Annotated in this window: 31 protein-coding genes; 14 read left to right on the forward strand and 17 right to left on the reverse strand. The window is 58.8% G+C overall.

Features of this window, described 5'->3' with window-relative positions; all coding sequences use genetic code 11:
- The 8 genes from GOW60_RS14350 to GOW60_RS14385 all read left to right on the forward strand — a co-directional run bounded on the left by GOW60_RS14350 (position 1) and on the right by GOW60_RS14385 (position 6,959).
- Positions 1 to 387 (forward strand): hypothetical protein, encoded by a 387-nt coding sequence (locus GOW60_RS14350; RefSeq protein WP_171229800.1) that lies wholly within the window; start codon positions 1 to 3, stop codon positions 385 to 387.
- Positions 384 to 1,355, forward strand: coding sequence for a sterol desaturase family protein (locus GOW60_RS14355; protein ID WP_171229801.1), 972 nt, complete (start codon positions 384 to 386; stop codon positions 1,353 to 1,355). Before GOW60_RS14350 ends, GOW60_RS14355 begins: the two co-directional genes overlap by 4 nt.
- A 94-nt stretch (positions 1,356 to 1,449) precedes the next feature.
- Positions 1,450 to 1,638 (forward strand): hypothetical protein, encoded by a 189-nt coding sequence (locus GOW60_RS14360; protein ID WP_171119720.1) that lies wholly within the window; start codon positions 1,450 to 1,452, stop codon positions 1,636 to 1,638.
- Between the two features lie 103 nt (positions 1,639 to 1,741).
- Positions 1,742 to 2,575: an EAL domain-containing protein gene (locus GOW60_RS14365; RefSeq protein ID WP_171229802.1), complete on the forward strand. Its 834-nt coding sequence runs from the start codon at positions 1,742 to 1,744 to the stop codon at positions 2,573 to 2,575.
- Between the two features lie 190 nt (positions 2,576 to 2,765).
- On the forward strand, positions 2,766 to 3,941 hold the full coding sequence (locus tag GOW60_RS14370) for an acetyl-CoA C-acetyltransferase (protein WP_170346332.1): 1,176 nt from the start codon (positions 2,766 to 2,768) through the stop codon (positions 3,939 to 3,941).
- 186 nt (positions 3,942 to 4,127) lie between these two features.
- Positions 4,128 to 4,850: an acetoacetyl-CoA reductase gene (gene phbB / locus GOW60_RS14375; RefSeq protein WP_171229803.1), complete on the forward strand. Its 723-nt coding sequence runs from the start codon at positions 4,128 to 4,130 to the stop codon at positions 4,848 to 4,850.
- Positions 4,851 to 5,148: 298 nt separating this feature from the next.
- Positions 5,149 to 6,096, forward strand: coding sequence for a transcriptional regulator GcvA (locus GOW60_RS14380; RefSeq protein WP_171229804.1), 948 nt, complete (start codon positions 5,149 to 5,151; stop codon positions 6,094 to 6,096).
- Entirely contained in the window at positions 6,093 to 6,959 is an 867-nt protein-coding gene (locus tag GOW60_RS14385; RefSeq protein WP_171229805.1) for a DMT family transporter, read from the forward strand. The genes GOW60_RS14380 and GOW60_RS14385 overlap by 4 nt, the downstream gene beginning before the upstream one ends.
- Here GOW60_RS14385 and GOW60_RS14390 read toward each other — a convergent pair.
- From GOW60_RS14390 to GOW60_RS14400, 3 genes are all read right to left on the reverse strand, one after another.
- Positions 6,956 to 7,120, reverse strand: coding sequence for a YdcH family protein (locus tag GOW60_RS14390; protein ID WP_170346328.1), 165 nt, complete (start codon positions 7,118 to 7,120; stop codon positions 6,956 to 6,958). The genes GOW60_RS14385 and GOW60_RS14390 overlap by 4 nt on opposite strands.
- A gap of 115 nt (positions 7,121 to 7,235) precedes the next feature.
- Positions 7,236 to 8,015, reverse strand: coding sequence for a tRNA1(Val) (adenine(37)-N6)-methyltransferase (locus tag GOW60_RS14395; RefSeq protein ID WP_171229806.1), 780 nt, complete (start codon positions 8,013 to 8,015; stop codon positions 7,236 to 7,238).
- Complete coding sequence (locus GOW60_RS14400) at positions 8,012 to 8,227, reverse strand: DUF2007 domain-containing protein (protein WP_152456800.1); 216 nt, start codon at positions 8,225 to 8,227, stop codon at positions 8,012 to 8,014. The genes GOW60_RS14395 and GOW60_RS14400 overlap by 4 nt, the downstream gene beginning before the upstream one ends.
- A 56-nt stretch (positions 8,228 to 8,283) precedes the next feature.
- Here GOW60_RS14400 and GOW60_RS14405 point away from each other — a divergent pair, with 56 nt between their 5' ends.
- The gene (locus GOW60_RS14405; RefSeq protein ID WP_171171195.1) at positions 8,284 to 9,282 is read left to right on the forward strand and encodes a polyprenyl synthetase family protein; all 999 of its coding nucleotides are present in this window, start codon (positions 8,284 to 8,286) and stop codon (positions 9,280 to 9,282) included.
- On the opposite strand, the gene GOW60_RS14410 is transcribed toward GOW60_RS14405, so the two are convergent.
- From GOW60_RS14410 to soxR, 4 genes are all read right to left on the reverse strand, one after another.
- On the reverse strand, positions 9,275 to 10,096 hold the full coding sequence (locus GOW60_RS14410) for a 4-(cytidine 5'-diphospho)-2-C-methyl-D-erythritol kinase (RefSeq protein WP_171229807.1): 822 nt from the start codon (positions 10,094 to 10,096) through the stop codon (positions 9,275 to 9,277). The two genes, GOW60_RS14405 and GOW60_RS14410, sit on opposite strands and share 8 nt — an antisense overlap.
- Positions 10,086 to 11,756: a tetratricopeptide repeat protein gene (locus tag GOW60_RS14415; protein WP_171229889.1), complete on the reverse strand. Its 1,671-nt coding sequence runs from the start codon at positions 11,754 to 11,756 to the stop codon at positions 10,086 to 10,088. The genes GOW60_RS14410 and GOW60_RS14415 overlap by 11 nt, the downstream gene beginning before the upstream one ends.
- Positions 11,757 to 11,901: 145 nt before the next feature.
- A complete protein-coding gene (locus GOW60_RS14420; RefSeq protein WP_152456797.1) occupies positions 11,902 to 13,548 on the reverse strand; it encodes an electron transfer flavoprotein-ubiquinone oxidoreductase in 1,647 nt (548 codons plus the stop codon).
- 136 nt (positions 13,549 to 13,684) lie between these two features.
- The gene (gene soxR, locus GOW60_RS14425) at positions 13,685 to 14,140 is read right to left on the reverse strand and encodes a redox-sensitive transcriptional activator SoxR (protein ID WP_171229808.1); all 456 of its coding nucleotides are present in this window, start codon (positions 14,138 to 14,140) and stop codon (positions 13,685 to 13,687) included.
- Between the two features lie 86 nt (positions 14,141 to 14,226).
- Between soxR and GOW60_RS14430 the strand changes: the two genes are divergently transcribed.
- From GOW60_RS14430 to GOW60_RS14440, 3 genes are all read left to right on the forward strand, one after another.
- Positions 14,227 to 14,607, forward strand: a complete 381-nt coding sequence (locus tag GOW60_RS14430; RefSeq protein ID WP_171206067.1) for a VOC family protein — start codon at positions 14,227 to 14,229, stop codon at positions 14,605 to 14,607.
- Between the two features lie 231 nt (positions 14,608 to 14,838).
- Positions 14,839 to 15,309 (forward strand): transcription elongation factor GreA, encoded by a 471-nt coding sequence (greA, locus tag GOW60_RS14435; protein WP_152456794.1) that lies wholly within the window; start codon positions 14,839 to 14,841, stop codon positions 15,307 to 15,309.
- Between the two features lie 14 nt (positions 15,310 to 15,323).
- Positions 15,324 to 16,319, forward strand: coding sequence for a hypothetical protein (locus GOW60_RS14440; RefSeq protein ID WP_171229809.1), 996 nt, complete (start codon positions 15,324 to 15,326; stop codon positions 16,317 to 16,319).
- On the opposite strand, the gene GOW60_RS14445 is transcribed toward GOW60_RS14440, so the two are convergent.
- From GOW60_RS14445 to GOW60_RS14470, 6 genes are read right to left on the reverse strand one after another with little or no spacing between them, the layout of a single operon-like run.
- On the reverse strand, positions 16,316 to 16,909 hold the full coding sequence (locus tag GOW60_RS14445) for a GNAT family N-acetyltransferase (protein ID WP_254705337.1): 594 nt from the start codon (positions 16,907 to 16,909) through the stop codon (positions 16,316 to 16,318). The genes GOW60_RS14440 and GOW60_RS14445 overlap by 4 nt on opposite strands.
- The gene (gene glp / locus GOW60_RS14450; RefSeq protein ID WP_171229890.1) at positions 16,906 to 18,951 is read right to left on the reverse strand and encodes a gephyrin-like molybdotransferase Glp; all 2,046 of its coding nucleotides are present in this window, start codon (positions 18,949 to 18,951) and stop codon (positions 16,906 to 16,908) included. Before glp ends, GOW60_RS14445 begins: the two co-directional genes overlap by 4 nt.
- Positions 18,952 to 18,971: 20 nt before the next feature.
- Positions 18,972 to 19,463, reverse strand: coding sequence for a molybdopterin-guanine dinucleotide biosynthesis protein B (mobB, locus tag GOW60_RS14455; RefSeq protein ID WP_171229810.1), 492 nt, complete (start codon positions 19,461 to 19,463; stop codon positions 18,972 to 18,974).
- Positions 19,460 to 20,104: a molybdenum cofactor guanylyltransferase MobA gene (gene mobA / locus GOW60_RS14460; RefSeq protein ID WP_171229811.1), complete on the reverse strand. Its 645-nt coding sequence runs from the start codon at positions 20,102 to 20,104 to the stop codon at positions 19,460 to 19,462. Before mobA ends, mobB begins: the two co-directional genes overlap by 4 nt.
- Entirely contained in the window at positions 20,101 to 20,637 is a 537-nt protein-coding gene (locus tag GOW60_RS14465) for a hypothetical protein (protein ID WP_171229812.1), read from the reverse strand. The genes mobA and GOW60_RS14465 overlap by 4 nt, the downstream gene beginning before the upstream one ends.
- Positions 20,634 to 21,521, reverse strand: a complete 888-nt coding sequence (locus GOW60_RS14470) for a formate dehydrogenase accessory sulfurtransferase FdhD (protein WP_171229891.1) — start codon at positions 21,519 to 21,521, stop codon at positions 20,634 to 20,636. Before GOW60_RS14470 ends, GOW60_RS14465 begins: the two co-directional genes overlap by 4 nt.
- A gap of 49 nt (positions 21,522 to 21,570) precedes the next feature.
- On the opposite strand from GOW60_RS14470, the gene GOW60_RS14475 reads away from it, so the two are divergent.
- The gene (locus GOW60_RS14475; protein ID WP_171229813.1) at positions 21,571 to 22,287 is read left to right on the forward strand and encodes an AzlC family ABC transporter permease; all 717 of its coding nucleotides are present in this window, start codon (positions 21,571 to 21,573) and stop codon (positions 22,285 to 22,287) included.
- The gene (locus tag GOW60_RS14480) at positions 22,284 to 22,616 is read left to right on the forward strand and encodes an AzlD domain-containing protein (protein ID WP_171229814.1); all 333 of its coding nucleotides are present in this window, start codon (positions 22,284 to 22,286) and stop codon (positions 22,614 to 22,616) included. Before GOW60_RS14475 ends, GOW60_RS14480 begins: the two co-directional genes overlap by 4 nt.
- Here the strand turns inward: GOW60_RS14480 and GOW60_RS14485 are convergent.
- From GOW60_RS14485 to GOW60_RS14500, 4 genes are all read right to left on the reverse strand, one after another.
- Entirely contained in the window at positions 22,605 to 23,237 is a 633-nt protein-coding gene (locus tag GOW60_RS14485; RefSeq protein WP_171206074.1) for a hypothetical protein, read from the reverse strand. The genes GOW60_RS14480 and GOW60_RS14485 overlap by 12 nt on opposite strands.
- Positions 23,238 to 23,254: 17 nt before the next feature.
- Positions 23,255 to 23,389 (reverse strand): aa3-type cytochrome c oxidase subunit IV, encoded by a 135-nt coding sequence (locus tag GOW60_RS14490; protein WP_050604020.1) that lies wholly within the window; start codon positions 23,387 to 23,389, stop codon positions 23,255 to 23,257.
- A gap of 89 nt (positions 23,390 to 23,478) precedes the next feature.
- The gene (locus GOW60_RS14495; protein WP_171229815.1) at positions 23,479 to 24,018 is read right to left on the reverse strand and encodes a hypothetical protein; all 540 of its coding nucleotides are present in this window, start codon (positions 24,016 to 24,018) and stop codon (positions 23,479 to 23,481) included.
- Positions 24,005 to 25,846 carry a glycerophosphodiester phosphodiesterase gene (locus GOW60_RS14500; protein WP_171229816.1) on the reverse strand — a complete coding sequence of 614 codons (1,842 nt, stop codon included), beginning with the start codon at positions 25,844 to 25,846 and terminating at the stop codon, positions 24,005 to 24,007. Before GOW60_RS14500 ends, GOW60_RS14495 begins: the two co-directional genes overlap by 14 nt.
- Between the last annotated feature and the right edge of the window lie 46 nt (positions 25,847 to 25,892).

Raw genomic sequence — 25,892 nt, forward strand, 5'->3', positions numbered from 1 at the left:
ATGCCACTTGAAATTCTACTGGCGCTGGTCGTCGGCGGCATAGCTGGTGTCACCCTGTTATTGCATCTCACCGGCAGGTCGCAGCAGGTGATGCTGACGCCCGACATTGCACGATCACAATGGGCACGTCACTTTCCGGACGATGATGTGGTCGACGTCACGGTTTCCCATGATGGCCACGCCGCGGTGGTGCGCACCAGTTCGGGCAATGGGTTGCTTTGGTCCTTCGGGGCCGACACCGTGGCCCGGCATCTGATGGACTATGATCTTCTGGATCATCCGGAAGGCTTTGAGATCCTGTTTCACGAATTCTCGGTGCCCAAGACACTCATCCGACTGGACGATTTCGAACGCCATCACTGGCGTGACCTGATGGAGCCCGCATGACAGACCAAATGAGTTTTCCCGATGCGGTACAATGGGCCGTTCCCTTTTTCATCGCAGCAATTCTGGCCGAGTTTCTGTGGATCGCAGTCAAAGGCAAAGGCGGGCGTTATGAAACACGCGATGCGGTGACCTCTTTGATCATGGGGGCCGGAAACATCGCATCGGGCTTTTTGCTGGGCTTTATCGCCTATGCGTTTTTCATGTGGCTGTGGCAGATCACACCGATGAACCTGGGTACGTCAATTCCGGTTATCATCCTGTGCTTTGTCCTGGACGATCTGCGTTACTACTGGGTCCACCGCTTTGGCCATCGCATCCGCTGGGTCTGGGCCAGCCACGTAAACCATCACAGCTCGCAGCACTACAACCTGACGACCGCGCTGCGGCAGACCTGGACTTATACGTTCACTTTCATGATGGTCGTACGCGCCCCGCTGATCCTGCTCGGGTTCCATCCTGCGATGGTTTTGTTCGTCGGTGGCCTCAATCTTATCTATCAGTTCTGGATTCACACCGAGGCCATCGGCAAGATGCCCCGCTGGTTCGAGGCGGTAATGAACACGCCCAGTCACCACCGCGCCCATCACGGCCGCAACGCGCGCTATCTCGATTGCAACTATGCCGGGGTGTTCATCATATGGGACAAGCTGTTCGGCACCTTCGTCCCCGAGCAGGAGGACGACCGGGTGGACTATGGCCTGGTGCACAATATCGGCACTTTCAATCCCCTGCGGGTGGCCTTTCACGAATGGGTGGCCATCTGGCGCGACGCGACCCAGCCGGGTCTGACCCTGAAACAGCGGCTGGCCTACTGCTTTGCCCCGCCTGGGTACAGCCATGACGGCAGCCGGGACAGTTCGGAACAGATCAAGGCCAAGCATCTGGCACGCCACCCGGAAGACCGCGGAACGCCCGGTTTTGAGCATCTGGACAAAAAACTGCCCCGCGGACAAGCAGAACAGGCCTGAAACGGCCGGCTGAACCCTTCTTGTGCCTTGAATCTCGGTCATTCAGCGCCATATCGGTCGACAGGCGCCGTGTATTGAGTGAGCGAGGGTCGGTATGAATCGTTTGGCAACCATTTCAACCTTTTTCGGCCTGTTCGGCCTTTTGATGGCCATGCTTGCAGCCCTTGGGGGCGCCGTTGCAGCCCTGATCGCGTTGGGTTTTGCAATGATGGCCCTAGGTGCGATGGGCGCGATACTTGGCGCGGCAGCTTCTTTAGCGCGCGCGTGGCAATCCACCCGCTGAGCCCGCGAGACGGAAATTTTTCCGAACCCTTAACCGCAGATTCATCTCTTTGCCCCGAGACTGTGACCGGACACCTGTCCTGGACACATGGGAATCCGAACTTATGGGAAACAGAAAACTGGCAAATCTGCCTGAGGGGTCGGACAGCCCGTTGAATGCGGCCGTTTCGACGCGGGATCGTTCGGTTTTGCAGATGGCAGCCGATGCCGTGAAGCATAAGCAATGCAAACTGGCTTTTCAGCCGGTGATTCAGGCGCACGCCCCGTACCGAGTCGCGTTTTACGAAGGGTTCATTCGGGTTCTGGACGAGACCGGCCGCGTCATCCCGGCGCGCGAATTCATGCCTCAGGTCGAAAATACTCCTATCGGCCGCGATCTGGACTGCGTCGCGCTGGAGCTTGGGTTGCGCACATTGGCGAGGAACCCGGAAATACGCCTGTCGATCAACATGTCTGCGCGCTCGATCGGTTATTCCAACTGGTCCAGAATACTGGACAGATTCCTGAAACGAGATGCCGGATTGGGCGAACGCTTGATCCTCGAAATCTCCGAAAGCTCGGCCATGCAGGTGCCCGAGCTGGTTGTCGACTTCATGGACCGCTTGCAGGATCGCGGCATCGCTTTTGCGCTGGATGACTTTGGCGCCAGCAATTTCAGCTTTCGGCATTTTCGCGAGTTTCTGTTCGACGCAGCCAAAATCGATGGACAGTTCGTTCGGGGCATCAGCAACGATACCGACAACCAGACTTTGGTGCGGGCCCTGATTGCAGTGGCCCGTGAATTTGAAATTCTGGTTACGGCCGAATCGGTTGAAACGCAGGAGGATGCCGCTTTCTTGGTGGCAAGTGGCGTGGATTGCCTGCAAGGATTCTTGTATGGCGCACCCAGTGTCGTGGAACCCTGGAAGCAGGAAAACAGATCAAAAACAGGAAGTTGATTGCCTGTTCATCGACATTTTCCTACCATTTCCGACACTGAGACAAGCTGCCCGTTGCTGCATGTGCAGCGTTACGCTATTGCAAGAGTACTTGAGCGGGGGATCACGGGGCGCTCTTGTTTCGAAAGGACACCTTTCGACCTGCGCCGTCAGAAATTCCGCTGGCCCATGACGGTAAAGGACTGATCATATGACCAACGTAGTAATCGCATCCGCCGCACGCACAGGTGTTGGCAGCTTCAGTGGTTCGTTTGCGAACACACCTGCCCATGATCTGGGCGCTGCCGTTCTGGAAGCAGTTGTCGAGCGCGCCGGAGTGGAAAAAGGCGAAGTCAGCGAAACCATTATGGGTCAGGTTCTGACTGCCGCCCAAGGCCAGAATCCCGCGCGACAGGCGCATATCAATGCCGGCCTGCCACAGGAAAGCGCCGCATGGGGCATCAATCAGGTTTGTGGCTCGGGCCTGCGCGCCGTTGCTTTGGGCGCCCAGCATATTCAGCTGGGAGACGCGGAAATCGTCGCTGCTGGTGGTCAGGAAAACATGACGCTGTCACCCCACGCCGCCGCGCTGCGCGCCGGTCACAAGATGGGCGACATGAAGTATATCGACACGATGATCCGCGATGGCTTGTGGGATGCTTTCAACGGCTATCACATGGGTCAGACTGCCGAGAATGTTGCAGAGAAATGGCAGATTAGCCGCGAGATGCAGGATGAATTCGCCGTTGCTTCGCAGAACAAGGCCGAAGCAGCCCAAAAGGCCGGCAAGTTCGCAGACGAAATCGTGCCCTTCACCATCAAGACCCGCAAGGGCGACATCGTGATGGACAAGGACGAATACATTCGTCATGGCGCAACCATGGAGGCCATGGCCAAACTGCGTCCGGCCTTCACCAAGGACGGTTCGGTCACAGCTGCCAATGCCTCGGGATTGAACGACGGCGCGGCCGCGACGCTGCTGATGTCAGCCGAAAACGCTGAAAAGCGGGGAATCGAACCTCTGGCGCGCATCGCGTCCTATGCGACCGCCGGTCTGGACCCTTCGATCATGGGCGTCGGCCCGATCTACGCATCGCGCAAGGCACTGGAAAAAGCAGGCTGGTCGGTAGACGATCTGGACCTGGTCGAGGCCAACGAAGCCTTTGCCGCGCAGGCTTGCGCGGTGAACAAGGATATGGGCTGGGATCCGTCGATCGTGAACGTAAACGGCGGCGCCATTGCCATCGGCCATCCGATCGGTGCTTCGGGGTGCCGTGTTTTGAACACCCTGTTGTTCGAAATGAAGCGACGCGATGCGAAAAAGGGTCTGGCAACCTTGTGCATCGGCGGTGGCATGGGCGTTGCCCTTTGTGTGGAGCGCGACTAAGCGCTTTGACAATCAAATAGAATTAGGCGCCCAGTGGGCGCCTTTTTTTGTTACATTGAGGTTCTAACCCTTGGATGCGACGATATTGCCGCCCGGAAACCGAGATTCAAAACGAAACAATATTGCGCACAACCATCTCTCAGAGTAACAGCATTACTAAGACGACTAAAATTGAAGGAGTCATAAATGGCACGAACAGCACTCGTAACCGGCGGTTCCCGCGGCATTGGCGCAGCAATTTCCAAGGCGCTAAAAGCCGAAGGATATAACGTTGCGGCCACCTATGCAGGAAACGACGAAGCAGCCGCAAAATTCACCGAAGAAACCGGGATCAAGACCTACAAGTGGAACGTCGCGGATTATAACGAATCCAAAGCGGGCATCGAAAAGGTTGAAGCTGAGGTTGGCCCCATCGATGTGGTCGTCGCCAATGCAGGCATCACCCGCGATGCACCGTTCCACAAAATGACGCCGGATCAGTGGAAAGACGTGATCGACACCAACCTGACTGGCGTGTTCAACACCGTGCACCCAATCTGGCCCGGCATGCGCGAGCGCAAGTTCGGCCGTGTCATCGTCATCAGCTCGATCAACGGTCAGAAAGGCCAGTTCGCTCAGGTGAACTATGCAGCGACCAAGGCAGGCGACCTGGGCATCGTGAAATCCCTGGCGCAGGAAGGCGCGCGGGCGGGGATCACTGCCAACGCGATCTGCCCCGGCTATATCGCAACCGAAATGGTCATGGCAGTGCCTGAGAAGGTGCGCGAGTCCATCATTGGCCAGATCCCGGCCGGCCGTTTGGGTGAGCCGGAGGAAATCGCCCGCTGCGTGGTCTTCCTGGCATCGGACGATTCGCAGTTCATCAACGGTTCGACGATCTCGGCCAACGGTGCGCAATTCTTCGTCTGATCCAGACTTGTGAACAAAAAACGGGCCGGTCCTTTTGGGCCGGCCCTTTCTGATCCCGTAAGAACGCGCGCGCTGCGATCAGCGGGAACCGAATATCCATCCCCAAAACTGCCAGACCACCCTGCTGCGCTCTTGGTGGGCACGCAGGATCGCCATCTGGGCGGCGGGATTCGTCGTCATCTCGATCATGGCAGTCTCCTTTTCAAATCAGTTTTATTTGACCTGATGTGAATATGGCTGCTAAAAACAAACACGACAAACGAGCTTTCTTGAGACTTCAGTTAAGTTTTTCTTCACTATGAGTGACTATCTGCCTCCGCTGACCGCGTTGCGTGCTTTTGACGCCGCAGCCCGGCACATGTCTTTTTCGAAGGCGGCGGAAGAGCTGCATGTGACGCCAGCCGCCCTGTCCTTTCAGATCAAGTCGCTTGAAGAACACCTTGGCCGGCCGCTGTTTCGTCGTCTGAACCGCGCCGTAGAACTGACCGAGGCGGGCCGTGCCCTGGCGCCCGGTGCGGCAGAAGGGTTTGCCACCTTGCAAGCCGCATGGCGCGCGGTGCGCAGACAGGAAGATGACACAAGCCTGACCGTCACCGCGGGCCCAGCTTTGACCGCCAAGTGGCTGGCGCCGCGGCTTTACGAATTTGCTCGGGCGCATCCCGAGATCGATCTGAAATTCTCGGCCACGCTGCGCAACATGGATCTGGAGCGGGACGACGTAGACGTCGCCATCCGCTTCGGGAATTCGGCCGATGACGGGCTGTATTCCGTTCCCGTCAGAAAGGAATGGCTGACCCCTGTCATGACCCCCGAACTTGCGGAACAATTCACCACGCCGGAAAGCCTTGAAGAGGCCCCGCTGATCCATGACGATTCGATCAGCTTTCTGACCCCGCCTTGCGATTGGCCCGCTTGGTTCCGTGCTGTCGGAATGGATTTCATTCCGACCCACGGTGCGCATTTTTCCAATGCTGATCACGCGATTGATGCCGCTGTTGCCGGCGTCGGCGTGGCACTGGGGCGACGCGCCATGATTCTCAAGGACCTGACCGAAGGCCGCCTGGTTGCACCGTTCAAGGTGGCCCTGGAAACACAAGGCCGGTTCCGGTTTCTGTGCCTGCCGGGGGCTGAAAAGAAACCTCAGATCGCGGCGTTTCGCGATTGGTTCCTGACCGAGATTGAAAAAACCGCGCATATATCGGATGAGTTCAAAATCATACCGATTGAAGAGGTTTCCCGCCCATGACCAAAATGCGCGCAACGGCCATCGGCTTCGTGGCTGTCTTGCTATGGGCCTTGCTGGCGTTGTTCACTGTCGGGTCGGCGCCCACGCCGCCCCTGCTGCTGAACACGATCTGCTTTTCGATTGGTGGAGCGCTTGGGCTTGTCTGGGCGACGGCGACAGGTGGTCTGAGCGATCTAAAGCAAGTTCCTTGGACAACCTACCTGTTTGGCGCATTGGGCCTGTTTGGCTATCACGCGCTGTATTTTTCTGCCTTGCGCATGGCGCCGGCTGCCGAGGCCGGGCTGATCGCCTATCTCTGGCCTCTGCTCATTGTGCTTCTGTCGGGCCTGCTTCCGGGTGAACATCTGCGTATCGGCCACCTGATCGGGGCCTGCCTTGGATTCGCAGGGGCCGCTGTCATCATTGCCGGGGGTGGCGGCGCGGGCTTTCAGGCCCAATACCTGCCTGGATACGCATTGGCATTGCTGTGCGCACTGACATGGTCGGGCTATTCCGTTCTATCACGCAGATTAGAGGGCACGCCGACCAGTTCCGTCGCAATTTTCTGCCTTGCGGCTGCATCGGCTTCGGGTCTGCTGCATCTGGCGGTGGAAGACACTGTACTGCCCGATACGGCACTGGGCTGGGCGTCGGTGCTGGCACTCGGCCTTGGGCCCGTCGGGCTGGCGTTCTACGTCTGGGACATTGGCGTCAAGCAAGGCGACATTCAAATCCTCGGAACCTCATCCTATGCGGCCCCGTTACTGTCGACACTTGCTTTGGTGGTGGCCGGGATCGCGACCCCGTCCTGGGGGCTTGCGATCGCGGCCTTGCTGATCACTGGCGGGGCCTTGATAGCGGCCCGCGCCAGCCTGAAAACTTAAGCGGACAGGCGTTCGATCTCTTCTTTCAGCTTGAGCTTCTGTTTTTTCAACTGAGCAATATGGAGATCATCGATACCTGGCGAGCGTTGGGCTTCTTCCACTTCCAGACCGAGAGATTCGTGCTTTTTCTTCAGTTCCGTCAGATGTGCGCTCACGCTCATTGCGATCCTCCTTGTTCATGTGTCTGTATGTCACGTAAGAATTTGACCACATCGTTTCCACCCTGTCACGCTGCAGACGCACAGAATCTGTAACAAATCCGACAAATTCGGCTGGTCATTGCCGATGGCACAAGTTCCGAGGCAACGGAGCGGCGTGTCGAAGCACGGCTGAGACCGCCTCGGTATAGCTTTCACCGTCTTTTTCGTGGCGCTCACCAGCGTGCAGAATCAAAGGCGCATGGAGGCGAAATGCCGCGCGTCCCCCTTTGCGGGCGCTCAGGATGACCAGTTCGGCCTCGCGGCCCACCCGCGCGCTGAGCGGCAGCACCTCGATTGAACCCAGTTTCCCTTCACAAGCCGTCAGCATATCGGGAAGACGGTCGGCTTTCTGGATCATGTGCAGGAACCCCCGAGGGGCAAGGCGTTTGGCCGCCACGGTGATCCAGTCAATTAGAGGCGTATTTTCACCCAGGGCAATGCTCCGCCCTGTGTCGCTGGCGGGGCTATGCGCCCCAGAACGGTAATAGGGCGGGTTCGCGATTACGTGATCAAAGTGCCGCTGTCGGAGGTCATCAGGCAAAACGTTCAGGTCAGCCTCGATCACGTCCAGATCACAGCCGTTGATTTCAGAATTGCGGCGGGCCAGCTCCGCGTAGGCCGGTTGCAATTCGATCCCAACCATTTGCAGCCCCGGTACCCGCGCGGACAGGCACAGAATGGCAGCCCCCGCGCCACATCCCAGTTCCAGCACGGATTGCCCGGCCTTTGCAGGGACGGATGCGGCAAGCAGAACAGGGTCTACTCCGGCGCGGTAACCTGACGCAGGTTGCAGCAATCGCACCCGGCCACCAAGGAAATCGTTGCACGTCAATTCATTGTCGTCAAAGCGCATCATCGGCCCAGCGGGATTTCGTTGTCGCGCATCACACGCTCGGCACGGGTCAGGTCTTCGGACCGAACCATCAGTCGACGGGGAAAGATCCCGATACCACCTTCGAGGATGCTCATATTTACGTCCATCTGAAAGCAGTCTATATCCTCGCCCTCAAGGAGAGCGGATGCAAAGGCCAGGATTGTCGGATCGGTACTGCGCAACAGTTCTTTCATGGGGATGGATGTAAGGGCAAGGCGAGGCGAAAGTCGAGCCTTGTATCAGGAGTGTGATGACCGTCGACATGATCTCAAAACCGCATGAGCGTCTGGCTGAAATTCTGGCGGGCGAGATGGAAGCCGTGAACGGGCTGATCCGCACGCGGATGGCATCGGACCATGCGCCACGCATCCCGGAAGTGACGCGGCATCTGGTCGAAGCAGGTGGAAAACGCCTGCGCCCGATGCTGACACTGGCCGCAGCACGCCTGTTTGGCTATTCCGGCGACCACCATGTGCGCCTTGCTGCGACGGTCGAGTTCATTCACACCGCCACCCTGCTGCATGACGACGTCGTGGATGAAAGCGCACAGCGACGGGGCCGCCCGACCGCCAATCTGCTTTGGGACAACAAATCCAGCGTTCTGGTTGGCGATTACCTGTTTTCACGCAGTTTCCAGCTGATGGTGGAAACGGGCTCGCTGCGTGTTCTGGATATCCTGGCCAATGCCTCTGCAACCATTGCCGAAGGCGAAGTGCTGCAAATGACGGCCGCAACCGATCTGCGCACGGATGAAAACGTTTATCTTCAGGTCGTACGCGGCAAGACGGCTGCATTGTTTTCAGCCGCGACCGAAGTGGGCGGCGTGATCGCAGGTGCCTCGGAAGAGCAGGTCAAAGCGCTTTTCGACTATGGCGATTCACTGGGCATCGCGTTCCAGATTGCCGATGACCTGCTGGATTATCAGGGCGACAGCAAAGCGACCGGAAAAAATGTTGGCGATGACTTCCGTGAACGGAAACTGACCCTGCCCGTCATCAAAGCCGTGGCGCAATCCACGCCGGAAGAACGCGCCTTCTGGGAGCGCACGATCGAAAAGGGCCGCCAACAAGATGGGGATCTGGATCAGGCGCTGGGTCTGATGAACAAATACGCCACGCTGGAAGAAACCCGGCAAGACGCTTTGGGCTGGGCCAACAAAGCCAAGGCGTCGCTGGAGGTACTGCCGGATCATGAGATTCGCAGCCTGTTGCGCGAATTGGCCGATTACGTGGTTTCACGTCTCAATTGAGCTGCGTGGCGCGGCACCACCAATCAGGATGGGCTGCGCCGATCTCATAGGCCGCGAAATGCGCGTCTTTCATCGTCGGATAGAGCGCAAAACAGGTTGATCCTGACCCTGACATGCGCACCACGAGCGCGCGATTGGTCATCGTCAACTCGTCCAACACCTGATCGATCTCAGCTGCGACGTTCATGGCGGGCACTTGCAGATCGTTGCGTTGATTGCGCAGCCACTGGGCGCACTCATCGGCACTTTCAAACTCAGGTGTGCTTTCAGGCATTGGCGGGTTGTCTCTGGACGCCAGCGCGTTGAAAACGGCACCGGTGGGCACCTGTACATTCGGGTTGACCAAAAGGGCGGGCAGGTGCGGAAGGTTCACCGCCGTCAAACGATCGCCAATGCCCTGCATTCTGATCGCCCGACCTTCCAGGCAGACGGGGACATCCGCCCCCAATGACAACGGCAGGCCCTGCGGGAGGTCGTGGCCCTGATCTGCCAGGGCCCCAAGCGTGGCCGCAGCATCAGACGACCCTCCGCCAATGCCCGCCCCATGGGGCAGAGACTTGGTCAGTTGGATATGACCGGTCCAACCGACAGCTTCTGCCGCCCTCCAGACCAGGTTTCGGCTGTCCGTGGGGACTCCGCCGGCAAACTCGCCGCGAACGTCCATGGACAATTCGGGGCCGGGGGTGAATGTCAGCCGATCACCCAGATCGGCGAATACAACCAACGAATCCAAAAGGTGATAGCCGTCGTCTCGACGGCCAGTCACATGAAGGGTCAGGTTGATCTTGGCGGGCGCAAACGCCTTAATTTCCATTGGCGACTTTCAGTGGCTCCGAACCTTCTTCGGCCAGAACGGCATCCAGCCCGACTTCGATCTTGCGCCGGATTCGATCCGGATCGGCTTCGCCGTCCGTGTCTTCCGGGTCGATGAAGGACAAGGCGCGGCTCCACTGAAACTCGGCCTCGCGCGCGCGGCCGACAGCCCAGTAGACGTCACCCAGATGATCGTTGACCACCGGATCCACCGGCATCAGCTCAACCGCACGTTCCATGTGTTCGACGGCCTCATCGTAACGCCCCAAACGGAAAAGTACCCAGCCCAGACTGTCCACGATATAGCCACTGTCCGGACGCGCAGCTACTGCGCGCTCGATCATATCCAGTGCTTCATCCAGCTTTTCTTTGCGCTCAACCAGCGAATACCCCAGGTAATTCAGAACCTGAGGCTGATCCGGGTTCAGTTCCAGCGCCCGACGGAAATCAGCTTCGGCCTGGTCCCATTGCTTCAGCCTTTCATGACTGATTCCACGAGCATAATGCAGGAACCAATTCCCACCCGCCGCGCTATCCGTCAGCGCGATCGCAGTGTCATAAGAGGCCACGGCAGCGGCATAGTTTTCCTGTCGGCGCTGCAAGTCTGCCAAAGCGACATGCACACCCGGAAAATCAGGATCTTGCGCAGCCAGGTTCTGCAACACCTCGACGGCCGCATCGGTTTTTCCCGAACGGTCCAGAACTTCGGCCCGGCCCAATTCGGCCGCATGGTGATCGTTGCTGTCCGCCGGGACCAGGCGGTATGCCTCAACCGCCAGATCATATTGCTGCAAGTTGTCCAGCAGATCCGCGCTCAGCAAAATGGCATCCACATGATCGGGGCGCAGGAAACTGGCCAAGCGTGCGTACAGCAGAACGTAATCGGCCGAAGCTTCGCTGTTCAATGCGGCACCGACGGTGAAAAAAATCTCGGCCATACCGTCCTGAGCGGATCTGACATGGGTGAACGGCAGTGTTTCACCCGCCGTCAACTGGCTCAAATACGCCTCGATGGTCGGGTCACTGCCCGCTACAAACACATCGTCCAAAAACTGAATGGCGTCTTCGTTGCGATCCAGCTGCGACAGAATCTCGGTGCGGGCCAAGGCGGCACGACGAGAGAACCGGGCAACCGTTCCATCATTGTCGGCAAGTATCGCCTCGGCGCCTTCGAAATCACCGATAGACGCCAATGCCATCGCCTTGTGGTAAAGCGCAAATTCCCTGAGGCCATCCTGTGTGGCGACAGAATCGAACTGTTCCATCGCCTTGGTCATCTCACCCTGCCCCAGATGGGCCCAGGCGATCATCAGGCCGTCAACAAGGGGGCCAACTCCCTGTGTTTCAGGGTCCCGGGCCAGCAGGTCGTCAAATTTCCCATCGGCGATCAGATTGGCCGAAATCACCATACGCGCAGCCTGGCTGGGCAGGTTGGCTTCTTCGATCTGCTGGGCGATCGGCAGCGCGCGCGCCACTTCCCCCAAAGCGATGCGTGCAACGACAACGCTTTCCTGCAACAGCGCATTTTGGGGATCAAACCTGAGGGCCTGAGCGTAATATCTTTCAGCGGCAGAATAGTCGTTTTCGTAAATCGCCTGCCGCCCGGCCAGATAAGACCCGGCACCCGTTTCCGAAAAGGCCGGAAATGCGACCGACGACATGAACAGCACGGACAAAGCCGCGCGACGAACCAGGGAAAACACCGAAATCCTGCCTTGCTATCGTTGACTGAGGGGTAAGCTAGGGCTTCGGCAGGGAAGAGGCAATGGCAGAGCCTTCACAGCGCCGCCATTGCCCGTTTTTTGCTTACATGTTCGGATAGTTCGGACCGTCGCCGCCCTGCGGTGTGGTCCAGGTGATGTTCTGGCTGGGATCCTTGATGTCGCAGGTTTTGCAGTGAACGCAGTTCTGGAAGTTGATGACGAATCGCGGGCCGCCCTCATCCTCGACCACTTCATACACACCCGCAGGGCAATACCGCTGCGCCGGCTCGTCGTATTTGGGCAGGTTGACCTTCACGGGGATCTCGGGATCGGCCAGACGCAGGTGGCAGGGCTGGCTTTCCTCGTGGTTTGTCGCTGCGAACGAGACATTCGTCAGACGATCGAAAGACAGCGTTCCATCCGGCTTTGGGTAATCGATTGGCTGGTGCTTGCTGGCATCCTCGGTCGATTCCGCGTCGTTCTTGCCATGGCCCAACGTGCCGAACAGCGAAAAGCCAAACGTGTTGGTCCACATGTCCAGACCGCCTAACATCAGACTGGCGGTCAGCCCCCATTTCGACCACATCGGCTTGACATTGCGAACCTTCTTCAGGTCAGAACCAATCGCGCCATTACGAACTTCGGTCTCGTAAGCCGTCAGCTCATCGCCCGAACGCTCTGCCTTGATCGCTTCGAAAGCAGCCTCGGCCGCAGCTTTGCCCGACAGCATCGCGTTGTGGTTGCCTTTGATGCGCGGCACGTTGACCATGCCCGCCGAACAGCCCAACAGCGCCACGCCCGGCGCGACCAGTTTCGGCATCGACTGATAGCCGCCTTCCGTAATCGCACGAGCGCCGTAAGCGACGCGCTTGCCGCCTTTCAGCAGATCAGCCACCATCGGATGGTGCTTGAAACGCTGGAACTCCATGTAGGGGTACAGATGCGGGTTCTTGTAATTCAGGTGCACCACGAAACCGACGTAAACCTGATTGTTCTCAAGGTGATAGATGAAGGATCCACCGCCCGCGTTGCTGCCCAAAGGCCAGCCCATCGTGTGCGTCACGCTGCCTTCCTTGTGCTTGGCAGGGTCGATCTCCCAGATCTCTTTCATGCCGACACCGTATTTCTGCGGCTCTTTGCCGGCAGACAGGTCGTATTTGGCGATCACTTCCTTGGACAGCGACCCGCGCACACCTTCTGACAGGAAGACATATTTGCCGTGCAGCTCCATCCCCGGTTCGGTGTTGGGGCCATAGGAACCGTCTGCCTCAAGGCCAAAAACGCCTGCTACCACGCCTTTGACTTCGCCATTGTCGCCATAGACCATTTCCGAGCACGCCATGCCCGGAAAGATCTCGACACCCAGTTCTTCGGCCTGTTCCGCCATCCAGCGGCACACATTGCCCATCGAAACGATGTAGTTGCCGTGATTGTGCATCAGCGGCGGCATCGGGAAGTTCGGGATACGGACCTGGCCCGCTTCACCCAGCATGTAGAACTTGTCGTCCTTCACGGGCACATTCAGCGGCGCGCCTTTTTCTTTCCAATCCGGGATCAGCGCGTCCAGACCACAGGGATCAAGAACCGCGCCCGACAGGATATGCGCGCCAACCTCGGAGCCTTTTTCCAGAACGACAACGTTCAGGTCGGCATCCAGCTGTTTCAGACGGATGGCCGCCGACAGGCCCGCAGGACCTGCACCCACGATCACCACATCGTATTCCATCGCTTCGCGTTCAATCTCGGCCATCGCGGGCTCCTTAGCTAACTTTCCGATTTGGCGCTGTCACCGCATGATCTGCGCAATTTTGTTTCACGGCTGATTACATGGTCGGAAAGACATTGGTCAATCGAAACACGGCGTAACAAGGGCGCTATTCGACACATCATCCCTCTGGTGCATCCCCCATCAGGTACCTGGGACCGCTACCATGCGATTTTGCCCGGTCATCGGGGTTGTAGAGCGCGCATTTCGGCAGGCTCAGACACCCGCATCCGATGCAGCCATCCAGATTGTCGCGCAATCGAGTCAGGGTGTCGATTCGCTGATCCAGATGGGCCCTCAGCCGTACGCTGATCGCCTTCCAGTCCTGAGGCGTCGGCGTGCGGTTTCCGGGCAGGCCCGACAGCACCTGCCGGATTTCAGGCAGGGTCAGGCCGAACTGCTGCGCAATCATGACAAAGCTCAGCCGCCGAATATCGGCCCGCTGATAGCGCCGCTGTCCGCCCGCGTTGCGCCAGGGCGAAATCAGACCCTGCGCTTCGTAATACCGGATGGCCGACACGGCCAGACCTGTGCGCCGGGCCAATGCGCCAATCGCCAGCCCCTCTGATGCCGCCATCAAACCCTCATGAAAAATTCCTTGACCTAAAGTTAGGTTTAGAAATTACGCTGAGTCGGGACAAGCCAAAAAACACAGGAGATCCCATGATGGCGACGCTTGAACACACCAACTTCACTGTCCGCGACCCGAAGGCCTCGGCCGATTGGATGCAAAAGGTATTTGGCTGGAAAACCCGTTGGGAAGGCCCCGCAATTGCCGGCGGGTACACCGTGCATGTCGGCTCGGCCCATACGTATCTGGCACTGTACAAACCTGACGACCCGAAGCAGTCGGATGAAAGCAGCTATGATGTGATCGGCGGGCTGAACCACGTGGGTGTTCTGGTCGAAGACATCGATGCCACCGAAGACAAGGTTCGCAAGGCAGGATTCGAGCCCCACAACCATGCCGATTACGAACCAGGGCGCCGGTTCTATTTTCGCGATGACAACGGGATCGAGTTCGAAGTGGTGCAATATGATTGAGATGATTTGGCTTTGCACCCCATCGCAGCGTTGGCGCAGGTCGCGGCATCCCGATCATCGGCACAGGCCCCACCCCAAATCAAAACGGCGCGAAGTCGCGAATTGATCGCTGCTGACGCTGTCACCTCTTGCAATTCACGTGGCATTTGGGTCAGGTAACTGCCAATCTAACATTCGCCCCGACGCTCCTGTGCGGCGGGGCGACTCAATTTATGCGTGGACGTAGAGAGTATGGAAAAGATCCCGATGACGCCTGCGGGCAATGCCGCGCTCGAGGCTGAGCTGAAGAACCTCAAATCCGTTGAACGCCCGGCGATCATCGAAGCCATCGCCTCGGCGCGCGAGCTGGGCGACCTGAAGGAAAACGCCGAATATCATTCTGCCCGTGAAAAACAGGGCTTCATCGAAGGTCGCATCAAAGAACTGGAAGGTATTCTGTCGCTGGCCGATGTCATCGATCCGGCAAAATTGTCGGGTGCGGTCAAGTTTGGCGCAAAAGTCACATTGGTCGACGAAGATACCGAGGAAGAAAAGACCTGGCAGATCGTCGGTGAATACGAGGCCAATATCGAAAACGGCCTGCTGAACATCAAATCCCCCATCGCCCGCGCCCTGATCGGCAAAGATGAAGGGGACAGTGTCGAAGTGCGCACACCCGGCGGCGTGCGCTCTTACGAAATTCTGAGTATCGAGTACGCCTGACCGGAGCGCATGTAATGTCGGGGCCAAAACCTGACCCGGAAACCGAAAAGCCGACGTCGCTGGGCATCTATGATCGCCCGAAGACTCCGGCTGTCACCGAAATCGAGATTGCCGCACTGGTGCTCAGCCTAATCTGGCTGGTGGTGTCGGTCGTCTTTCTCGTGCTGCCCGGTCAGGGGCAGAACGGCGGCTTTGTCGTCGCCTTTCTGGCCGTGTTCATGCCCGTGGCGATGATCTGGGTTGCGGCCACCGCGATGCGCGCCAGCCGAGTGATGCGAGAGGAAAGTGCGCGGTTGCAAACGGCAATCGACGCGATCCGGCAGACCTATGTGGCGCAGCAGCAGCGCGCCTCCAGCACCTATGAACCTGCGGTGACCAAAAAGCTGGATGAAATCGCTGCGGCCACACGGAAAACCGAAGACGCCTTGGCGACGTTCTCGACCAAACGCACGGCGCGCTCTGCTACGGCCACGCAGAGTTCCTCTCAGGGCGACCAGACCTCGTTGGAACTGGGCACACCTGCGGAAGAGATCACACCGCCGCTGAGTACCGAGGTATTCATCCGCGCCCTGAACTTCCCCGAAACGCAGGATGACACTGAGGGGTTCAATGCGCTGCGTGTTGCATTGAAGGACCGCAAGACGGCACAGCTTGTGCAAGCTTCGCAGGATGTTCTGACGCTGCTCAGCCAGGAAGGCATCTACATGGATGACCTGCGGCCCGACAAGGCCCGGCCAGAAATCTGGCGCCAGTTCGCCCAAGGTACACGCGGGCGCGCCGTGGCGGCGCTGGGCGGCGTACGCGACAGATCCTCACTTGCGCTGACGGCAGCCCGGATGAAACAGGATCCGATTTTCCGCGACGCCGCGCACCATTTCCTGCGCCGGTTTGACAAGATGATGGCCGAGTTCGAACCCACGGCAAGCGATGCGGAACTGAGTGAACTGGGTGAAACCCGAACGGCCCGCGCATTCATGTTGCTGGGTCGCGTGGCGGGCACGTTTGATTAATCCGGCCCGACTATCCACGACATTTTGGTCGCGCTGCTGAAATTGAACAGATACTTCAGCGGCCCGGTTTTTTCTTGACCCACAGGCTGGAATCCCTCGCGCTCGTAAAGGCTGCGGGCGCGGGGGTTTGTGTCGATGACATCAAGCTGAACCTCTGACATGTTGCGGTTGCGGGCCTCGGACTTGATGGCATTCAGCAATGCCGTGCCCACTCCTTTGCCGCGCGCCTCGGCAGCGACAAAAATGCCATCCATCTGGAACACGCCCGGTTTCAGTTCGCGCTCCAGCACGCTCAGAACCAAGGCGCGCCAGGTCGCCCCGAACCAACCATAGACCTGCGCCAGATCAGACATATTGCCCCCCGCAAAAGAGCCGTCACGTGTCTTGAAACCTGCTAGACCCAGCATCCGGCCCGTTTCATCCCGTGCAACCAGCGCGAAATCCGGGTTCAATGCGAGTTCAAAGAAAGCCAATCCTTTTTCGTCCGGCCCCATGACTTTGCCCAGCTTGGCCGCAAATGCCTGCCAGAACAGTGCCGCCGCTTGCGCGCGTTCCTGATCGGCGAACCCTCTTGAAATCGTGACCGTCACAACCCGAAACTTCCATACGGAAGGAACCGGACCATATCGCCCGGTTTGACATGACGCGCACCGTCCTCGATTTCGACCAACCCTTCAGCCCAGCTGAGGCCACTGATCCGGCCTGATCCTTCCGAGTGGAAGACCTCGGCCCGCCCATCCCGCATTCGGGCGCGCAGATATTCCCGGCGACCGGGCTTCTTGCGCTTTTCAAAGGCGGCAGGCACTTCGAAACCTTGCGGTTCAGTCCAGCCTTCACCGGACATCAGCCCCAAGGCCGGACGCGCGAAGATCAACGTACAGACCATGGCGGCAACCGGATTTCCCGGCAGGCCAAACACCGGCACGCCAGACCACAAACCCAAAGCCAGCGGCCGCCCGGGTTTCAACGCAATGCGCCAGTGCTGCATCGCTCCGGCCTGACGCAACAGGGCCGAAACATGGTCTTCGTCACCCGCTGACGCGCCGCCACTGGTCAAAATCACATCCGCCTGTTCCGCGGCCTGATCCAATTTATTCCGCAAGGCGTCCTGATCATCCGAAACACGCCCCATATCCACGGGCACGAACCCCATACGTTCGATCAAGGACAGCAGCATCGGGCGATTGGCGTCGAAAATCTGACCCGGACCAGCGCTCTCTCCGGCTTCGACCAATTCATCACCCGTAGAGACCACGGCCACGCGAAGCGGTTTGCGCACGTTGACTTCGGCAATCCCCACGGCAGACAGCAGCGCAAGATCGGCAGGGGTCAGCCTGCGCCCGGCAGGAAGGGCGATATCGCCTGCGGTCACATCTTCTCCCGCGTGCCGTGTGTTGGCGCCTTTCTTCAACGGGCCGTGGAAGGCTATGTGGCCGTCCTTGACCGTGACATCCTCTTCCAGAATGACCGTGTCGACACCGGCGGGCAGCGCCGCCCCCGTCAGCACGCGCAAGGCCCGACCTTCAGGCACGACACCGTCGAACGGGATCCCTGCCGCCGCGCGCCCGTCAATCAACGGCATGATCTGCGGGCCATCAGGGGCGGGACCGGCAAAACCGTACCCATCCACGGCCGTATTCGGTTGCGGCGGGTTCGAACGTCGGGCGACCACATCCCCGGCCAGAACGCGCCCGCATGCCTTGGTCAGCGCCATCGTCTCAGATGCGGTAATCGGGTGCAGCCTGTCACGCAAACAGGCCAGCGCCTCATCCACCGGTGTCCAGTTGACCCCGGCGGGCAACGCGAAGCAATCGTTCCGCAACGGGGGCGGGGCTATGTTCGGCTTGTCCTGAGGCACACCCAATATCCAACCTTCCTCTGCCGCTGAGACGTTCAATTGCGCACCCAACTCCTGCTCTGTCAAACGCGACAGAGTCAAGGCGACCTGTTCAACCTGCCAGGCATCCTTGATCCGCCCATCCGGTGCCGCGCCAAGGGTTAAAGACGGCCAGATTTCCACGAAGGCAACAGGTTTATCCAGCGGCTCGAACGGCCAGACCGAGATTTGCCCGGCAAACCGGTGGCGAAGCCGGTTCAGAATCGGCAGCCCCATCATGACTTGGCCACCAACCGCGCCTGCCCCTGCCATCTGCCAGCAGGTGAAGCTTCCTTTTGCCAGGGTTTCAACGACACGACGGTTCGGGAACGGGTTGGAATAGTCCGATTTGGTACGCGGCAGGCCGTCAATATCTCGGCGCAATCCGTTCATCCAGAACGGACCACGGCCGTCAAACTGAAGGTTGATGCGACCCGCCAGATCAAAGCGGTTGTTGGCCTTCGGAGAATCCTCGATTTGTTGGTCGAACCAATCCCACAACGCCAGCGGATCGTCCGTTCCGGTCATCGCCCGTGCGAAGCCGCAAGGATATCCAAAAGGAAAATCGAACCCAAGAAGCAGACGGCGACCGGCCTTAAGTTCGGCGCGGATCAGAGCATCCAACCTCTGCTCGGCTATCCGCCTGTTGCGCAGATATTCGGGGGCAAGCGCTTTTCCGTTTCGTACAATGCAGGCCCAGATCGCATCCTTGCGCGGGGTCGGCCCGGTGTCGTTTCCGCCAGACCAATCCACCATTGCAAAGGTCTGGAACAGGCTCACAAACCGGCCTCTTTCAGGATGAATTCAGCAATCCCGGCAGTATCATCCAGATCATAGACCGGGCGGTCCAGATCCAGCGGAGTGTCGCTGGCCACCGCGCGGATGGTGCCATTTTCAGGTGCCATCAGCGCATGGCCCGCCTCAACGCGATACGCTTCGATCTTGGGGTGGTCCTCGCGCTTGAACCCTTCGACCAACACCAGATCGACCGGCGAGAGCCGCGCCAGCAGCTCGGCCAGCGGCGGTTCAGGCGCGCCCCGCAATTCCTGCATCAAAGCAATACGTTGCCCCGAGGCAAGCAGCACCTCGCTGGCGCCCGCAACGCGGTGCCGGTGACTGTCGGTGCCCGGCTGATCCACATCGACGCTGTGGTGCGCGTGCTTGACCGTAGAGACCGTAAAGCCCCGGCTGGTGATCTCGGCCACCAGCCGTTCCATCAGCCCGGTTTTGCCGGCATTCTTCCAGCCCGTGACGCCATAGACCCTCATGCCTGCTCCAGCAATTTTCGGGCACGGTCCAGATCTTCAGGCGTGTTGACGTTGAAAAACGGATCAAACGGGTCGGCGCTGAACAATGCCTCGCGCCCGTCATGTTTGTCAGTCCACAACACCACCTTGCGCAACCCGTCCATCAGCGCCGCCCGCAGATCATCGCGCAGGGCCACGGGCCAAAGCCCGAATGTCGGGTGTCGGTTGACCCGCTTGCCGCCACCGGATTTCAGCGCCTCGTCGCCCGAACGCGGCGTGGTGGCCAAGACCAACGGGTGTACCTGCCCTTCCGCAGCTTGCGTCAGTCGCGCCACCAGATCGCGCGGGAAAAATGGCGTATCCGCGGCAGCTGTCACGATGCAGCCCGCCCCCTGCTCTGCCGCCCAGTCGAGCCCGGCCAGCACACCGGCCAGAGGCCCGGCAAACCCTTCGATCGTGTCAGGCAGGACGGGCAGGCCCAGATCAGCGAAGCGCTCAGGGTCGCCATTCGCGTTCAACGCCAACCCACTTACCTGTGGGGACAAACGGTCAATCACATGGGATAGCAGGCTCTGCCCCCCGATCTGCAGCAAACCCTTGTCGCCGCCGCCCATACGTGTAGCCTGCCCGCCTGCAAGAATGATGCCGAGCGGTTTCGTCATGATGGATCCTCGATGTCCGGCCATTTTCGGAATTTCTCCAGCGGTGTAAAAATCCAAACCCCACTACCCGCACCCAGCAAAATGAAACACAGGCTCACAGGAAGTCCGGAAAAGTCGGCCAAAACATGGCTCAAGCGAATGAAAGCGAAAAAGAGCACCAAAACCGCCACTGGCGCGAAAAACGACCAGAAACAACACCGATACCTGCGGAGTGATCGTCGAATCTCGTCGGGTAATACAACTGAGTCCGGCAAACCTTGAAGAAGGGTACGTTGCAACACGGCGCTTTGTTTTTGCACCGCCAATCCCCAAGCTGCCCATCCCATCCGGAATGGGGCAAACAGGTCAAATGTGCCGATATAGTCTCTTGCTTCCCATCCCAATCGATCCAGAGTTTCTTCGTCCAACCGTGCCATGCCCTCTACGATTGCCCGTTTGCTGCGTGCGTAGTTTCGCGCAGCAAGAATGCTCAGCGGCAAGATACTGACTGCAACGACAAACAGGAAAAAAAGTCTAAGGGTTTCCAAAATCATCCTGCACTTTTCCGGCGGTGTTTCCTGTCTTCGACAGCAACGGTTGACGGGTCCACGTCGCGCAGCAGACGATCCTCACCCGACAGGCAGACAAAGCGCTGGCCGCGCATCCGCCCGATCAGCGTCAGCCCGACCTCGCGCGCGATCTCGACGCCCCAGGCGGTGAAGCCCGAGCGGGAAGCCAGTACCGGAATCCCCATCATCGCCGTTTTGATCACCATTTCGGATGTCAGACGACCAGTAGTATAGAGGATCTTGTCCGCCGCACACTCATCTTTTGACAGCATCCAGCCAGCGATCTTGTCGACGGCGTTGTGGCGGCCCACGTCCTCCATATAGACCAGCGGGCGGTTTTCACGGCACAGGACCGTGCCGTGAATCGCTCCGGCTTCGAGGTACAGCGACGGAGTGCGGTTGATCTTCGAGGCCAGATCATACAGCCAGGAGGTGCGCACCTGAACCTGCGGCAGCTGCACGTCTTCCAGGCCCTCCATCATGTCGCCAAACACAGTACCCACGGCACACCCGCTGGTGCGGGTCTTCTTCTTCAGCTTGTCCTCATACGATGTTTCGCGCGCGGTTCGGACGATCACGGTTTCAAGATCGTCGTCATATTCCACGCGCGTGATTTCGTCATCCGACAGCAGCATCCCCTGATTGCGCAGAAAGCCCAGCGCAAGATATTCGGGATAGTCGCCAATCGTCATCGCCGTCACGATTTCCTGCGAATTGAGGAAGATCGTCAGCGGGCGTTCCTCGACCACGGATATCTGGCTGATTTCACCGTTCTGATCCACACCCTCGACCGCTCGGGTCAGGCGCATCGCACCCGGATCAGGGGCGATAAGATAGTCCGACAGATCGAATTCCGTGGCCAATTGCAACCCCTTCCCAAGACAGTTACTGCTGCATGAATCACCATAGGATTTAGCCATGGCCTCTGCCACATCCAAGTCATACTTCTGGAAAGGTTTTCGGGACGGGACGCCGTTTATCTTCGTCGCCGTGCCCTTTGGCCTTCTGTTTGGTGTTTTTGCGACCGAAGCCGGGTTGACCCTTGTCCAGACGATAGCCTTTACATCGACCGTTTTTGCAGGTGCCGCGCAATTCACGGCGTTGCAATTGTTGCAAGACAACACCCCGACCGTGATCATCATAATCTCGGCGCTGGCCGTGAATCTGCGTATGGCGATGTATTCCGCATCACTGACACCTTACCTGGGTTCCGCGCCCATGTGGCAGCGTGCCTTTGCGGCATATCTGACCGTGGATCAATCTTATGCCTGCTCGATCGTGCGGTTCGAGAAAGAGCCCGACCTGTCAGTGCCACTACGCATGTCCTATTTCGTGGGCTCTGTCACGCCGATCACACCGCTTTGGATTCTGAGCACTTATCTAGGCGCGGTGCTGGGTGCGCAAATACCGGAAAGCTGGGCGCTGGATTTTGCCCTGCCTATCACCTTTCTGGCCATGATAGGGCCGATGATGCGGACCTTTGCACATGTGGTCGCGGCCCTTGTGGCCATCACGGTATCGTTGTTGACCGTCGTAATCCCGTTCAATCTGGGTCTGTTGATCGCCGGGTGCGCTGGAATGGTTGCCGGAGCACAGGCGGAACTGATCCTCGAACGCAGAAAGACGCGACAATGACACAGCCCGATTCCGTCACCATCTGGACCATTATCATCGGGCTTGCCATCGGCAGCTATGCGCTGCGCTTTGTGTTTATCGGTTTTGTGGGTGATCGCCCGATGCCGCCTTGGCTGCTGCGTCACCTGCGATATACAGCGGTGGCCATCCTTCCCGCATTGATCGCACCGCTGGTCGTTTGGCCCTCTGCCACCGAAGGGCAGCCTGATCTGCCACGTATGTCGGCGGCAGCCATTGCCCTGGCGGTCGGAGTGATCAGCAAAAACGTGATAGCGGCCATCTTTTCCGGGGCCGCCACACTCTATGGTCTGCTTTATCTACTGAGTTGAGACAGCGTCGAGCTGGTTGAGACGCGCATTGTTTGCCGCCAGCCCCTTTTGCAGATCCGCATCGTCATTTTCCCGATATTCTTCGGTCACGACGCCCGGAATCTGCGCGAACTGTTCCGAGAGGTTAACCGGATAGAACGTCACATCAATCTGCTCGAACCCCGGCACCTGCTTCAACAGTTGAGAAGTCGAGTTGGTACAGAATGCGCCAGCGACCGGACCGGATTGCTTTGCCAGTTGCAAGGCGATTTCAGCCTGTTGCGGGCTCACCTGAATGGTCTGTATGCGGGCATAATGCGTCTCGCGCGCGTGCGAGCTGCGATAAGCTCGTTCGACCGCCGGGGTAATGCCGTAAAGCACATCATCCTTCACCGGAACCACATCCGCCCGGAACGAACCGGCAGGGTCAAAGATCACCCGCTCGCTGCCCGAGATCATCAACGACGTATGCGCTCCCGATCCGGTGCGTGTGTTGATCATCGTGTATAGCGTCAGGGTCGCTGGCCCCGGATCACGGTAGGACCGGGACACGATTTCGTTCCGATCCGCCTGTGGACGGTTCGAATTGGCGCAGCCCGCCACTGTCGCTGCCAGCAAGCAGGCAATCAATATCCTGAGCAAGTCAGCCCCCGAAACGATTAGGAGGCGAAAACCGCCAGGAACAGGCACAGGAAGGCAATGGCAACCACACACCACGTGGTGGCTTTGATGAAACCGTTGAATGTCTTGGTTTGGACCGTGATGTCCATTTCGCCGTGCTTGTGTTCAGCCATGAGTCTCAGATTCCCAATTCGCGTGTTTGATCTGTTGGATAATGGAAAACAGAACGCCTGTCACCACGTCATTCGCGCGCAGGACGCCGTTACTTGAGAACCGAACAACCGGGATACCCGAACCCCCATCGCCAGGGCAAGCCGCTGCATGGCCCGCCACCGAATCGCACCGCCCCGTACATTGCATCCGCAGTAATCGCGTGCACGCTGCGAATCTGTTCAGGCGACATGTCGTACTGGTCGGCATAGTCTTCGGCATGGCTGTCTCCGTGCTGTACCACGCAGGCGTGCAAGGCGTCATCCGCTGCCAGACGTGCCTCATAGCTTTCGTTGGCTGTCTCTGCACCGCCCGCATTGTGATATGCCCGGTCGTGGATGACGCAGCAATACTCCCACGGCGGGTGCTCTTGATATAGCGCGCCAACCTGTGGGAATTGCTTTGCCACCCAGCGCCAACTGGCTGACAACCCGCCTGAACAGCCATCGGTTTCAAACGGCGTCAGTTCGGCGCCCTCGCTTTGCTTGATCAGGGCGCGGTGGCCCGGCATTTCAAATCCGCGCATCAGATCCTGTGCCCATGCCGACAGTGGCAGCAGAGACAGAAACAGGGCCAAATTAAGGACTTTCATCGCGCATCGCCTCTGTATCGACCTGCAATCCAAAGGTGGTTGCCAGCCACAGCAACAGCCTCTCGCCCGGCCCCATTTCAGCGCGTATGCGCAAAACCTCATTGGCCATGGCCGGGCGGTCGGTAATCAAACCATCCACCCCCATCGAGGCCATTCTGGACATCTGCAACGGATCATTCACCGTCCAGACATAGATATCCTTGCCGGCGTCCTGCACTTTGCGGATCAGCCCGGGTGTCACCATGCCTGCATTGACGGCGACAAATTCACCTTCCAACCCCGACAGATCCCCAATGGCCGTGGCCGCCAGCACACCAGAGCGCCAGTCGGGCCGCAACTTTTCCATCTTTTGCACGGCCGGGTATTTCAGCGACATGGTGGCAACGTCGTTCTGCATCCCAAGCTCTTCGACAAGGCCGATCACCCGATTTTCCAGATCGACGTCGTGACCATAATATTTCAGCTCGATAAGAACCTTCGACTTGCCCTTGGCCGCTTCCAGAACCTCTCGCAGGGTCGGGGTCCGCTCTGCGGCGTATTCCGGTCCGAACCAGCTTCCGATGTCGATATCAGCAACATCCTGCATCGTCGCATCCCAGACCTTCAGGTTGACGCCGGCCAATTTCATGAAATCGCTGTCATGGGCCACGACAACCACATCATCCGCCGTTTCCTGAACATCTATCTCAACCCAGTCCGCACCATCCTCGATCGCTTTCAGGACCGAGGCCATCGTGTTTTCAGGTCGCAAAGCCGCAGCGCCCCGATGGCCGATAACCTCGGCTTGATCCGGCGCCTGCACGCGTTCCAGCAAGCTTTGCCCAAGCCAGAAGCCCACGCCCAACGCGGCCAAGGCCGCCACGACAGTCACAAGAACCGGTACGCGGATCCTTCGGGGTTCTGGATGGGGAACGTCCTTGGTCTCAGCTTCAAAGAAACCGTCCAGCAACACCGCCAATGCGCCCAGCGCCGTGGCCGCCAGAACCAACCCCGCCAGGGACCAAAGCCCCGCAATGACCAGGCTGAGGATCAATGCCAGTCTGAGGCTGCCGCCTTCCTGCAAGGGCACAACCGCAAACAACAGACTGGCCACCGCCGCAATCAAAGCCGCAATCACAAGCCGCAGTCCCAGCCAAAGGGCCAGCTCGATCTTCAAACTCCCGCGCTTGCCTTCCATCTTTTGTTCGCTTTTCGCGAATGCTCCGCGTGGTGAGGCCCCCTCGAACAGAACCAGATGCAACGCCAACGCCCATCCCGACAGTCGGCGGATCAACACCCATGCCAACGCAAGAACGACAAGCCCGATCAGAACCACGGCCACCTGAAATGCCGGAGGGTGGAATGTCAGGTAATAATTGATGTCATATTCCGTCAGCGTCCACCATGCGATCACCCCCGCGACGGCCACAAACGGCAAGGCAAGCAGCAGAACGCGCAGGATGAACCGAACGGCAAATCCGAACAGCGCCGGAAAGCGGGACAGGTTCAGTGCCAGTGCCGCACTGCCTGCACGCCAGGGGTCGTTTTCTCCCATGCGCAAGGATCCGGCCATGACCGCGAACACAATAACCTCAGCCAGCAAAAACAGACTGAGCACAGCAACACCCGCGATGAACCCTGCCGGAGACAGCAGGAACATCGCAATGTCCTGATCGGTCAGAGCGGTCTGATTTGACAGAGAGACCGCCAGATTGACAGCCACAGCCACACCCGGCGCGATCAGCGCCACCAGCAGCAAGCGCACAGCGACATAAATTGGCACAAAGACCCGGCGCCGTTCCCAGGCACCTGCATAGGCATGTGTTACTGCTTGAAAAAACCTTGTCACGTGGGCGCCTCCGGACTGATGCAGTCATTCAAAGGCGCGCAAGCGT

Origin of the sequence: Ruegeria sp. HKCCA4008, assembly GCF_013033125.1 — a bacterium.
Classification (GTDB): Bacteria; Pseudomonadota; Alphaproteobacteria; order Rhodobacterales; family Rhodobacteraceae; genus Ruegeria.